Annotated in this window: 9 protein-coding genes; 6 read left to right on the forward strand and 3 right to left on the reverse strand. The window is 71.1% G+C overall.

Annotation, left to right across the window (positions count from 1 at the left end; genetic code table 11):
- Positions 1 to 38 precede the first annotated feature (38 nt).
- The 4 genes from I2501_RS10845 (at position 39) to I2501_RS10860 (ending at position 3,587) form a co-directional block, all read left to right on the forward strand.
- Positions 39 to 710, forward strand: coding sequence for a PadR family transcriptional regulator (locus I2501_RS10845; protein WP_328806313.1), 672 nt, complete (start codon positions 39 to 41; stop codon positions 708 to 710).
- Between the two features lie 246 nt (positions 711 to 956).
- Complete coding sequence (locus I2501_RS10850; protein ID WP_196193714.1) at positions 957 to 2,060, forward strand: ATP-binding cassette domain-containing protein; 1,104 nt, start codon at positions 957 to 959, stop codon at positions 2,058 to 2,060.
- Positions 2,057 to 2,875, forward strand: a complete 819-nt coding sequence (locus I2501_RS10855; protein ID WP_196193715.1) for an ABC transporter permease — start codon at positions 2,057 to 2,059, stop codon at positions 2,873 to 2,875. Before I2501_RS10850 ends, I2501_RS10855 begins: the two co-directional genes overlap by 4 nt.
- An 82-nt stretch (positions 2,876 to 2,957) precedes the next feature.
- A complete protein-coding gene (locus I2501_RS10860; RefSeq protein ID WP_196193716.1) occupies positions 2,958 to 3,587 on the forward strand; it encodes a TetR/AcrR family transcriptional regulator in 630 nt (209 codons plus the stop codon).
- Here I2501_RS10860 and I2501_RS10865 read toward each other — a convergent pair.
- Positions 3,577 to 4,842: a multidrug effflux MFS transporter gene (locus I2501_RS10865; RefSeq protein ID WP_196193717.1), complete on the reverse strand. Its 1,266-nt coding sequence runs from the start codon at positions 4,840 to 4,842 to the stop codon at positions 3,577 to 3,579. The genes I2501_RS10860 and I2501_RS10865 overlap by 11 nt on opposite strands.
- 293 nt (positions 4,843 to 5,135) lie before the next feature.
- Between I2501_RS10865 and I2501_RS10870 the strand changes: the two genes are divergently transcribed.
- On the forward strand, positions 5,136 to 7,196 hold the full coding sequence (locus I2501_RS10870; protein ID WP_196193718.1) for a phosphocholine-specific phospholipase C: 2,061 nt from the start codon (positions 5,136 to 5,138) through the stop codon (positions 7,194 to 7,196).
- Between the two features lie 79 nt (positions 7,197 to 7,275).
- Here the strand turns inward: I2501_RS10870 and I2501_RS10875 are convergent, their stop codons facing one another.
- Both I2501_RS10875 and I2501_RS10880 read right to left on the reverse strand, forming a co-directional pair.
- The gene (locus I2501_RS10875) at positions 7,276 to 8,793 is read right to left on the reverse strand and encodes a DHA2 family efflux MFS transporter permease subunit (RefSeq protein WP_196193719.1); all 1,518 of its coding nucleotides are present in this window, start codon (positions 8,791 to 8,793) and stop codon (positions 7,276 to 7,278) included.
- Between the two features lie 128 nt (positions 8,794 to 8,921).
- On the reverse strand, positions 8,922 to 10,979 hold the full coding sequence (locus tag I2501_RS10880) for a phosphocholine-specific phospholipase C (protein ID WP_196193720.1): 2,058 nt from the start codon (positions 10,977 to 10,979) through the stop codon (positions 8,922 to 8,924).
- A 493-nt stretch (positions 10,980 to 11,472) separates the two neighbouring features.
- On the opposite strand from I2501_RS10880, the gene I2501_RS10885 reads away from it, so the two are divergent.
- Positions 11,473 to 11,886 carry a hypothetical protein gene (locus I2501_RS10885; protein ID WP_196193721.1) on the forward strand — a complete coding sequence of 138 codons (414 nt, stop codon included), beginning with the start codon at positions 11,473 to 11,475 and terminating at the stop codon, positions 11,884 to 11,886.
- Positions 11,887 to 11,959: the final 73 nt, after the last annotated feature.

The raw sequence follows: 11,959 nt of genomic DNA on the forward strand, positions 1-11,959 counted from the left end.
AGCATCTCGGTGCTGCGCTGTCGATGGGAGGTGGCCCGGTGGCCAAGCGCAAGCTCAGCAACCCGCTCGCCCTGGCCGTGCTCTCGGCCTGTGCCGAGCAGCCGCGTCACCCCTATGAGATCGCCCAGGTGCTGAAGCAGCGTGGCAAGCACTTCAGCATCAAGATCAACTTCGGCTCGCTCTACACCGTGGTCCAGAACCTGGAGCGCCACGGCTTCATCGAGGCCGTGGGCAGCGAGCGCGACGGCCGCAGGCCCGAGCGCACGGTCTACGGCGTCACCGAGGCCGGCCGCGCCGAGTTGCGCGACTGGCTGTCGGAGCTGCTCAGCGTCCCGGCCAAGGAGTACCCGCAGTTCGAGGCGGGCCTGTCGCTTGCCGGCAGCCTGCCCCCGGACGAGGTCCTCGCGCTGCTGCGCAAGCGGCTCGACGCGCTGGACGAGGGCATCGCCGCGCAGGAGCAGATGTATGCCACCTGCGTGGCGCTGCTGCCCAGGATCTTCCTGGTCGAGGCCGAGTACGCGCTCGCGATGCGGCGCGCGGAGGCGGCCTGGCTGCGCGGCCTGGTGGCCGAGATGGAGGACGGCACGCTGAGCGGCATGGACGGCTGGCGCGAGTTCTACGCCACCGGACGCCCGCCGCAGCAGTGGATCGACGTCGAGGAGCGCGCCCGCGCGCTGTGGGAGGAGGATCCCGGCTTCGGCTCCGCCTGAACAGGCGTCAGCAGGACGCCGGGGGTCAGCGACCACCGACACCACCGAACAACCGACAGCACCGAACGACCACATGAAAGCGCCCCCGCACGGTGCGGCAACACCGGGCGGGGGCAGGGACCTCGCGACCGGCCTGCGGCAACAGGTGATCCGGACCATACGAGGAACACGCAGCTCCATCGTAGCCCGGATCCCCCGTCGTAGATCGGCAGCAGTCCGCCGTCACGACCGGAGGGAATCCCCGTCATGAACACCCAACCCCGGACGACGCTCGGCGTCGTCCCCGGGGCGGCCGCGGCAACGGCCGTCCCGGGCACCGGCAGCGCGGGCGGCGGTTACGCCGTCCACGCCACCGACCTCGTCAAGACCTACCACCCCAAGGGCCGCGGCAAGGCCGTGCCCGGGGGAGTACGCGCGCTCGACGGGCTCGGCATCAGCGTCGAGCCCGGCATCGTCTTCGGCCTGCTCGGGCCGAACGGCGCCGGAAAGTCCACCACCGTCAAGATCCTGACCACGCTGGCCTCCGCCGACTCCGGCAGCGCCGTCGTCGCCGGGTTCGACGTGGCCCGTGAGCCGGGCCGGGTGCGGCGCGCGATCGGCGTGGTCGCCCAGCGGTCCGGCGCCGACCCGGTCGCCACCGGCCGCGACAACCTGCTGCTCCAGGGACGCCTCTACGGCATGCGCGGCGTCGAGCTGACCCGCCGCGTCGACGAGCTGCTGACGCGCTTCGACCTGGTCGACGCCGCCAAGCGGCAGGTGAAGACCTACTCCGGCGGCATGCTGCGCCGCCTGGACGTGGCCATCGGGCTGGTCCACCGCCCGCAGGTGCTCTTCCTCGACGAGCCCACCACCGGCCTGGACCCCGAGGCGCGCACCGCGATGTGGGAGGAGGTCGAGCGGCTGGCCGGCTCCGAGGGCCTGACCATCCTGCTGACCACGCACTACCTGGAGGAGGCCGACAAGCTGGCCGCGCGCCTGGCCATCGTCGACCGCGGCCGGATCGTCGCCGAGGGCACGCCCGACGCGCTCAAGGGCGAACTGCGCGGCGACGCCGTCGTGGTGGAGCTGGCCGCCGCGGCGCAGGACCACCTGCCGGTGGTCGGCGCGATCGGCGCGGTGCCGGGTGTCCGGGACATCACCGTCGACGGCCGCCGGGTGGCAGCCCGCGCGGACGACGGAGCGGCTGCCGTGCCGGCCGTGCTCGCCGCGCTGGAGCGGATCGGCCTGCCGGTCGCCGCCGTGACCGTCTCCCGTCCCTCGCTGGACGACGTCTACCTCCGCTACGCGGGCCGCAGCTTCTCCTCCGCCGAGGCGGGCCACAGCTCGGTTCTGGAAGGAGCCTCCCGATGAGCGCCACCGCATCCTCGAGCCCCGCACCGGCCTTCGCCCCCTCGGCTGCCGTGCGCGAGACCTGGTTCATGACGCAGCGTCAGTTCATGGCGTTCGTGCGGCAGCCCGCATACCTGATCATCACGCTGATCCAGCCGGTGATCTGGCTCTTCCTCTTCGGCGCGCTCTTCCACAAGGTCGTCGAGCTGCCCGGCTTCGGCTCCGGCAGCTACCTCGACTACCTGGTCCCCGGCGTCATCGTGATGAGCGCCGTCTCCTCCAACATGTGGGCCGGGATGGGCACGCTGGAGGAGATCGAGCGCGGCACGCTCAACCGGTTCCTGATCACGCCGGTCCACCGCAGCGCGCTGATGAACGCCAATGTGGTGATGCAGGCGCTGACCACGGCCTTCCAGTCGGTGATCATCGTGCTGCTCGGCTGGCTGGGCGGCGCGCACTACCCGGGCGGCGCGCTCGGGCTGCTGGTGCTGATCGTCGCCGCCTCGGTGCTGGGGACGGTCTTCGGGGCCTTCTCCAACGCGCTCGGCATGCTGGTCCGCGAGCGGGAGTCGATCATCGGCATCAACACCTTCCTGCTGCTGCCGATGACCTTCCTCTCCTCGGCGTTCATGGCGGCGTCGCTGATGCCGCACTGGATGCAGGTGGTGGCCCGGTTCAACCCGGTCAACTGGGCGCTGGAGGCGGGCCGCGCGGCGATGGCGGAGCACCCGGACTGGTGGTCGGTGCTCAGCCACGGCGGCTGGCTGGTCCTGCTGGCGGCCGGCGCGGTCTGGCTGTCGATGCGGACCTTCCGCTCGTACCAGAAGTCGGTCTGACCCAGTCCTTCAGGCAGCGCGTCTTTCGGGCCGCGCTGCCGGACTTTGGCCATTCACGTGGCGCGGGCGGCAGAATCGGGGTGTGTCGCACACACCGCCTTCCGCCCGAGCCCGTTCCCGTTACCACCACGGCGACCTGGCCAACGCCCTGGCCCAGGAGGCCGTGGCGCTCGCCCGCGAGGGCGGCCCCGAGGCGGTGGTGCTGCGCGAGGCGGCCCGCCGCGTCGGGGTCTCCGCCCCCGCCGCCTACCGGCACTTCTCGTCCCACGAGGAGCTGGTGCGGGCCGCCAAGGAGCGCGGACTGGAGCTGCTGGCCGAGGCGCTGGACACCGCGCTGGCGTCGGTGCCCGACGACGCCGGTCCGCTGGCCCGGCTGCGCGCGCTCGGGGCGGCGTACGTCGGCTTCGCCCAGGCCGAACCCGGGCTGTTCCGCACCGCGTTCTGTCACGGCCTGAGCGAGCTGGACGTCCGGCCGGAGGCGCTCGCGGACTACCGGGCCTTCCGGATCGTGGGCGAGGCGCTCGACGCCGTCGCCGCGGCCGGGTTGATGCGGCCCGAGCGCCGGGCGGGCGCGGAGTTCCCCGCCTGGGCCGCCCTGCACGGGCTCGCGCTGCTCTGGATCGACGGCCCGCTCTCCGGGTGCGGCGCGGAGCAGTTCGAGCAGGTGCTGGGGTCGACCCTGGACGTGCTCGAACGCGGCCTCACCGGGTGAGCGTGTCCTCGGCGGGGTGGTCGGCGACGACACGCACCGGCGCGGCGGCGCGGTCGCGGCCGACCAGCGCCGCGTAGACCGCGACCGCGGCCAGCGCGAAGGTGCAGGCGACGATCGCCATGGGCAGCGCCGTCCCGCTGCCGCCGAGCCCGACCAGCGGCGCCGCGAAGCCCCCGACGCCGTACTGGAGCAGCCCGACCAGCGCCGACGCCGCGCCGATCTGCCCGGCATGGCCGTCCATGGCCCGGGCGGTGCCGTTGGGGCTGATCAGGCCGACGCTGGAGACCAGCGCGAACAGGCTGACCAGCACCCCGGGCAGCCCGAGCCCGGCCAGTACCGACACCAGCAGACCGATCCCGCCCGCGCCGCTCAGCACCAGCCCGGCCCGCAGCAGCGCCTCGACCGGGAACCTGCGCAGCAGGACGCCGTTGAGCTGCCCCAGCGCCACGATGCCGAGCGCGTTGCCGCCGAAGACGAGGCTGAACGTCTGCGCGTCCAGGCCATAGATGTTCTGGAGCACGAAGGACGAGCCGGATATGTAGGCGAACATCGCCGCGAGCGAGAAGCCGCCGGAGAGCGCGTAACCGACGAAGGCGCGGTCGCGCAGCAGCCCGCGCATCCCGTGCAGGGTCTCGCCCAGGCCGCCGCGACGTCGGCGCTCGGGCGGCAGGGTCTCGCGCAGACCGAAGGCAGCGGCGGCCAGCAGCACGCAGCCGATGACCGACAGCGTCACGAAGATCCCGCGCCAGTCGGTGAACCGCAGCAACTGCCCGCCCAGCAGCGGCGCGAGGATCGGCGCGGTCCCGTTGACCAGCATCAGCGTCGAGAAGAAGCGCGCCGCAGCGGTGCCCTCGTGCAGGTCGCGGACCACGGCGCGGGAGATGACGATGCCGACCCCGCCCGCCAGCCCCTGCACGATCCGCAGCGCGGTGAGCATCGCCACCGAGGGCGCCAGCGCGCACAGCACCGACGCGGCGGCGTAGGCGGCGAGCCCGATCAGCAGCGGTCGGCGTCGTCCCCAGCTGTCCGCGATGGGCCCGGCGATCAGCTGGCCGAGCGCCAGTCCGATCAGGCAGCTGGTCAGCGTGAGCTGCACCGCGCTGTCCGAGACCCGGAAGTCGGCCGCCAGCTGCGGGAGTCCGGGGAGGTACATGTCCAGGCTGAGCGGCCCGAAGGCGGAGAGCGCGCCGAGGATCAGCAGCAACCGCAGGCCTGCGGCGCGGCTGGTCGGGGCGGGTGCCTGTGTGGCGTCCACGGGTGCGGCTCCTCGGGGCGGGCTGTGGTCTGCTTACCCGACAAGAGTACCTTCCTTGGAAGGCATCTCCAGGCTGAGGGCGTCCGGGGGAGCGCTGCGCTCGGACGAGGAGCTGACGGTCGGTCAATGTGCCTGCCACCGCTCGGCAGTGTGTGCACAGAGATAACGGATCGGCAACGAGTCTGGGCCAGACGTAGGCTGCGCTTCATGCCCCTGTCACTTTGGACGGGGGCTCAGGTCACTCGCGCGCTCCATAGTCCCCACGTCGACCCCTCTCCCTCCGGAGGACTCACGTGGCTCCCGTAACTCGTCGAACCTTCCTCGGTTCCGCAGCCGCGCTCGGCGCGGTGCTCGGACTGGACGCCCTGCCAGGAGTCGCGCCGCGTGCGGCGGCGGCGACCACAGGCACGATCACCGACGTCAAGCACGTCGTCGTGCTGATGCAGGAGAACCGCAGCTTCGACCACTACTTCGGCACGCTCCAGGGCGTGCGTGGCTTCGGCGACAAGGCCACCATCCAGCTGTCCGGCGGCCACAGCGTCTTCAGCCAGCCCAACGGCAGTGCGCGGCAGTACCCGTGGCAGATGAGCACCACGGCTGCGGCCGACGGCAAGACCCCTGAGCAACTGGCGCAGTGCGACGGCTCGTTGGACCACTCGTGGTCGACGCAGCACTCCGCGTGGAACAACGGCAAGATGGACTCGTGGGTCTCCGCCAAGGGCACCGACCGCACGCTGGGCTACCTGTCCCGCTCGGACATCCCGTTCCACTACGCGCTGGCGGACAACTACACCATCTGCGACGCGTACCACTGCTCGATCCTGTCGGCGACGGGCCCGAACCGCACCTACCTGTGGTCCGGCATGATCGACCCCTCCGGTTCGGCCGGGGGCCCGGCGTACGACGGCGGCTCCGAGTCGGGCCTGTCGTGGCAGACCTACGCCGAGGCGCTGGAGAACGCGGGCGTCAGCTGGAAGGTCTACCAGAACGCCAACGACAACTACGGCGACAACGGCCTGGCGTACTTCAAGCAGTTCGCCAACGCCTCGACCGGCAGCGACCTCTACACCAAGGGCATGGCCTCGGTCCCGTCCGTCACCGGCTCGACGCCGGACGACATCGCCGCCGCCATCAAGGCCGACGCCCAGGCCGGGACGCTGCCGCAGGTGAGCTGGGTCGTCGCCAACCAGGCCTTCTCCGAGCACCCCGACTGCCCGCCCAACGACGGCGCGCACTTCCTCAACCTGGTGATCCAGGCGCTGGCCGCCGACGAGACCACCTTCGACTCGACCGTTCTCTTCCTCAACTACGACGAGAACGACGGCTTCTTCGACCACGTCCCGCCGCCCGCCGCGCCGTCGGGCACCTCCGGCGAGTTCTACTCCGGCACCAACATCGGCCTCGGCTTCCGCGTCCCGATGCTGATCGTCTCCCCGTGGACCCGCGGCGGCTGGGTCGACTCGCAGGTCTACGACCACACCAGCGTCATCCAGTTCCTGGAGACCTGGACGGCGGCGCTGGGCACCCCCGCCACCTGCTCCAACATCTCCGCCTGGCGCCGCCAGGTCTGCGGCGACCTCACCGGCGCCTTCGACTTCGCCAACCCCGTCTACGGCGCGCCGTCGCTGCCCAGCACCAGCGCGGTCTTCGGCCAGGCTAACTGCGACCCGCTGCCCAACCCGGCCCCGACCAACAACGCGCTGCCGGCGCAGGAGTCCGGCACCCGGTCCGCCCGCGCGCTGCCCTACCAGCCGAACGCTTGGGTCGACCACATCGAGTTCGACTCGGGCGGCAAGACGCTGGTCTGGATCCGGATGGCCAACCAGGGCGCGCAGGCCACCAGTTACGCGCACTACTCCATCTACGCCAACGCCTACCGCACCGGCGGACCGTGGCAGTACACCGTCGCGCCCTACGCCAACGGCACCGACGGCACGACGATCGACTACTTCAACGTCGGCACCAACTACGGCAGCGGCAAGTACGACCTCACCTGCGTCGGCCCCAACCGCTTCCTGCGCCGCTTCACCGGCAACACCACCGCCGCGGGCAAGAGCTGCGAGGCCACGACGACCTACGCGACCGCGCCGGACACCGGCAAGGAGGCGCTCTACGTCCACATGAGCAACACCGGGACGAGCGCCGTCACCTTCACCGTCACGTCGAACAACTACCGCACCGACGGCCCGTGGACCTACCAGGTCGCGGCCGGGCAGACCACGTCGGACTACTTCAACGCGGTCGCCAACCAGGGCGGCTGGTACGACTTCACGGTCACCGTCAGCAGCGACTCCAGCTGGAGCCGCCGCGTCACCGGCCACATCGAGACCGGCGCGGCCAGCGTCACCGGCTGATCCGACGGCCGACCGGGTGGCTGATCCGACGGCCGACCGGGTGGCTGACCCGACGGTGGATCCACGGGCCGATCCACCGTCAGGTCCCGTGCCGGGGCGGGGCGTCCAGGCCGCAGCTGTGCTGCGGCTCGGGCTGCTCCGCCCCGGTGGCGGCGCGGGCCGGGTTGCGGATCATCGCGGCGGCCAGCACGCCGCTCAGCACGCACAGCGAGGCCGAGACCAGCGAGGCCTTGTGGAAGCCGGACGAGAACGTGGCCGGGTGCAGATAGGCGTCGCCGGTGATCCCGGCGACGGCCGGCAGCACCGCGACCGCGACCAGTGACGCGGCGCGCGCCACGTCGTTGTTGACCGCCGACGCCATGCCCGCGTGCTGCGCGGGCGCGGAGGAGAGCGCGGTCGACGTCAGCGGCGCCACCACCGTCGCCAGGCCGAAGCCGAGGACCAGCACGGCCGGCAGCACCTCGGCCCAGTACGTCCCCGAGCCCGTGATGCGGACCATCATCGCGATGCCCACGCCGACCAGGCACGGTCCCACGCTCATCTGCAGTCGTGGCCCGATCCGCCCGGCCAGCGCGCCCGAGCGGGCCGAGAGCGTCAGCATGATCAGCGTCAGCGGCAGCAGCGAGACCCCGGCCTCCAGCGCCGTGTAGCCGGAGACCTGCTGCAACTGGATCGGCAGCAGGAAGAGCACGCCGCCGAGCGCCCCGTACATCACGAAGGTCACCACGTTGGTCGCGGTGAACTGGCGCGAGGAGAAGAGCGAGAGCGGCAGCATCGGCGCGGGCGTGCGGCCCTCCCACCAGATGAACGCCGCCAGCAGCAGCACCCCGCCGAACAGCGAGGTGAGCACGGCCGGGCTCCCGAAGCCGCTGGACGGCCCCTCGATCAGCCCGTAGGTGACGCCGACCAGGCCGAGCGTGATCAGCGCCCCGCCGGTCACGTCGATCCGCGAGCCGCGCGTCGCCGGGTCGCGGGACTCCGGGACATGGCGCAGCGCCACCGCCACCACGGCGACGGCGAGCGGCAGGTTGATCGCGAAGATCAGCCGCCAGGACACCGCCTGCACCAGCCAGCCGCCGAGGAAAGGTCCGATGGCGGTGGCGACCCCGCTCAGCCCGGACCACGCGCCGATGGCCCGGCCCCGGTCCTCGGGGACGAACGAGGCCTCGATGATCGCCAGACTGCCGGGCGTCAGCAGCGCCGCGCCGACGCCCTGCAGCGCGCGCGAGGCGATCAGCACCGACACGTTCGGGGCCAGTCCGCAGAGCAGCGAGGCGCAGGCGAACCAGATCACGCCGATCACGAAGAACCGCTTGCGCCCGTAGCGGTCGCCGAGCGAGCCGGCGACCAGCAACAGGCCTGCCAGGGTGAGGGTGTAGGCCGTGACCACCCACTGGAGCCCGGCCAAGCCGACGCCGAAGTCCCGCCCGATCGCGGGCAGGGCGATGCCGACTACGGTGGCGTCGATGGACGCCAGCGCGGAGCCCATCACGGTGGCCGCCAGCACCCACCGGCCGGGGCCGGTGGAGAACCGCAGCGCGGGTGCGGCGTTGTCAGCGGGTTGCGCCGGCGGCGATGCCGGGGAAGGCGTGCCCATGATCGCAGCGTAGCCCGCCGGGCCCGTCGGACCCGGCGGATTCCGCGAGTTTCGCGCTGGAGGTATAGCGCTTCGGCTCAGCCGGTGGTGCCGGCCGAGCCTCGGCTCAGCCGGCGGCGGCAGCCGCGTCAGCCGGTGATGCTGGCCGCGCCGGTCTCGATGTGGCCCATGGCCCGGCGGCTCCAACTGGAGTCGGCGTCGACCGTGACCGTGAAGTCGTACCAGCCGTTGGCGATCGTCTCGGCGTTGAAGAAGTCCGAGACCGTCGCGCCCGGCGCGACCTGGTAGGTCCAGGTGCCGCCGCGGTAGTAGTTCGAGGTGATGGTGTAGGTGACCGTGCTGCTGCCGGTGTTGGTCATGTCGAACCAGACGGCGGCCTTGCCGGTGTCCGGCGCCGCGGCGTAGCGGGTCGTCGCCTCGCAACCCTTGGCCGCGCCGTTGGCGTTGCCGGTGAAGCGGCGCAGGAAGCGGTTCGGGCCGACGCAGGACAGGTCGTAGTCGCCGTTGCCGTAGTTGGCGCCGACGTTGTAGAAGTCCCGGGTGCTGCCGTCGGCGCCGTTGGCGTAGGGCGCGACGGTGTACTGCCACGGTCCGCCGCTGCGGAAGGCGTTGGCGTAGACCGCGTAGTGGGCGTACGCGGTGGCCTCCTGGCCCTGGTTGGCCATGGTGATCCAGACCTGGACCTGGCCGTTGGCGCCGTAGGTGACGCTGTCGATCCACGCGTTGGGCTGGTAGGGCAGCGCGCGGGCGGGGCGGGTGCCGGACTCCTGCGTGGGCATGGAGTTGGTGCCGGGAGCCGGGTTGATCTGCAGGTTGGCCGTGGCCTGGCTGATGGTGGCGCTGGTGTCGGGCAGGGAGGGCAGGCCGTAGACGGGGTTGGCGAAGTCGAAGGCGCCGGTGAGGTCGCCGCAGACCTGGCGGCGCCAGGCAGAGATGTTGGAGCAGGTGGCGGGGGTGCCGAGCGCTGCGGTCCAGGTCTCCAGGAACTGGATGACGCTGGTGTGGTCGTAGACCTGGGAGTCGACCCAGCCGCCGCGGGTCCACGGGGAGACGATGACCATCGGGACGCGGAAGCCGAGGCCGATGTTGGTGCCGGAGTAGAACTCGCCGGAGGTACCGGAGGGTGCGGCGGGCGGCGGGACGTGGTCGAAGAAGCCGTCGTTCTCGTCGTAGTTGAGGAAGAGAACGGTCGAGTTGAAGGTGTCCTGGTCGGCGGCGAGCGCCTGGATCACCAGGTTCACGAAGTGCGCGCCGTTCTCCGGCGGACCGTCCGGGTGCTCGGAGAAGAGCTGGTTGGAGACCACCCAGGAGACCTGCGGCAGGGTGCCCGCGAGCGCGTCGGCCTTGATGGCGGCGGCGATGTCGTCCGGCGTCGATCCGGTGCTCGGCACCGAGCCCATGCCCTGCGTGGCCAGCGGGCTCGAACTCGGTGCGCTGGTGAACTGCTTGAAGTAGGCGAGGGCGTTGTCGCCGAAGTTGTCACTGGCGTTCTGGTAGACCTTCCAGCTGACGCCCGCGTTCTGAAGCGCCTCGGCGTAGGTCTGCCAGGACAGGCCGGACTCGGAGCCGCCGTCGTAGGCCGGGCCGCCCGCGGTGCCGGAGGGGTCGATCATGCCGGACCACAGGTAGGTCCGGTTCGGGCCCGTCGCCGACAGGATCGAGCAGTGGTAGGCGTCGCAGATGGTGTAGTTGTCCGCCAGCGCGTAGTGGAACGGGATGTCGGACCGGGTCATGAAGCCCATGGTCCGGTTGGAGCCCTTGGCCGAGATCCAGGAGTCCATCTTGCCGTTGTTCCAGGCGGAGTGCTGCGTCGACCAGGAGTGGTCCAACGAGCCGTCGCACTGGGCGAGTTGCTCCTTGCTCACGCCCCACCACCAGGTGGAGGTGTCGCTCAGCTGCCACGGGTACTGCCGGCCGCTGCCGTTGGGCTGGTTGAAGACGCTGTTGCCGCCGGAGATCTGGATGGCCGAGCGGTCGTCGAAGCCGCGCACGCCCTGCAGGGTGCCGAAGTAGTGGTCGAAGCTGCGGTTCTCCTGCATCAGCACGACGACGTGCTTGACGTCGGTGATGGTGCCTGTGGTCGCGGCTTCCGCGCGGGACGCGGTGCCGGGCAGGGCGTCCAGCCCCAGCACCGCGCCGAGCGCGGCTGCGGATCCGAGGAACGTACGACGGGTGACGGGCGCCACGGGAGGCCTCCGGAACGAGAGATGCAAACCGACGCCGAGGAGGATCCAGCGCTCGGATGTCAACTGGCGGGTAACAAAGTGGCAGGCCGGTGAATCAAAGCGAACGGTTGGACCAGACTCGTTACCGAACAGTGATGAACCTGCGCGCAGGCGCTCGGATCGGGCCGTGCGAGGGGCCTCGGGCGACTGCGTTGCGTGACCTCGGACGGCCCGGAACCGGATCCGACACCCTTTCAGCAGACAATCAGCCTTCGTTCAGACTTTTTTGAGGCGGCCAGCGAATCCCCAGGTCGGAGGGGCTGACGATGGGTCTGTTCCGGGTTCTGCTGCGTCCGAAAGCGGGACCTTGATCGTCCATCACGGTGACGGACCAGTCGCTCAGCGCGACATTCGACGAACCATCAGATTTTCTGATTATGCGGCGCGGGTCTTCCGGCCCGTTCGCACGGTGCACAGTGCACCGTGGCCGCACCGTCTCGGAGGTCCATCAAAAATGCGTTCTGTTCGCGTTCTCGCCGCGGCCGGTCTGACGGCCGGTCTGGTCGCGCTGCCCGTCTCCTCTGCCTTCGCCGCCACCACCACGGCGCCGGCGCACCACCACCCCGCCGCGGCCTGCATCAAGGCCGTCAAGGAGCTCGACAAGGCGAAGGACGACCTGAAGAAGGCCCTCAAGTCCGACAAGGACTGGGCCATTGCCAAGGCCAAGCGGGAGGTCGCCCGCGCCTGGGACCGCGTCGAGGACGCCTGCTGCCTGGGCCACCGCGACCACCGCGGTCACGTCGAGGCCGGTCTCGGTGGCACCCAGAGTGGCACCGACAACGGTGCCCTGGCGGGCGGCGCCGCTGCCGTGGCCGCGGCCGGCGTGGGTGGCACGGCGCTGCTGCGCCGTCGCAACCTCGGCCGCTGAAGTCACTGCGATAGCAGTTCCTGAAGGTGCAGTTTGCTTGCCGCCGCGCGCACGGACCTCGGACACGACGTCT

It is taken from the genome of Streptacidiphilus fuscans (genome assembly GCF_015690355.1).
GTDB lineage: Bacteria > Actinomycetota > Actinomycetes > Streptomycetales > Streptomycetaceae > Streptacidiphilus > Streptacidiphilus fuscans.

What these genes read in the sequence shown, in the direction of transcription:
- I2501_RS10850 (WP_196193714.1), top strand. Translation starts at nt 957, where the DNA reads ATGAACACCCAACCCCGGACGACGCTCGGCGTCGTCCCCGGGGCGGCC.
- I2501_RS10855 (WP_196193715.1), top strand. Translation starts at nt 2,057, where the DNA reads ATGAGCGCCACCGCATCCTCGAGCCCCGCACCGGCCTTCGCCCCCTCG.
- I2501_RS10875 (WP_196193719.1), bottom strand. Translation starts at nt 8,793, where the DNA reads ATGGGCACGCCTTCCCCGGCATCGCCGCCGGCGCAACCCGCTGACAAC.
- I2501_RS10885 (WP_196193721.1), top strand. Translation starts at nt 11,473, where the DNA reads ATGCGTTCTGTTCGCGTTCTCGCCGCGGCCGGTCTGACGGCCGGTCTG.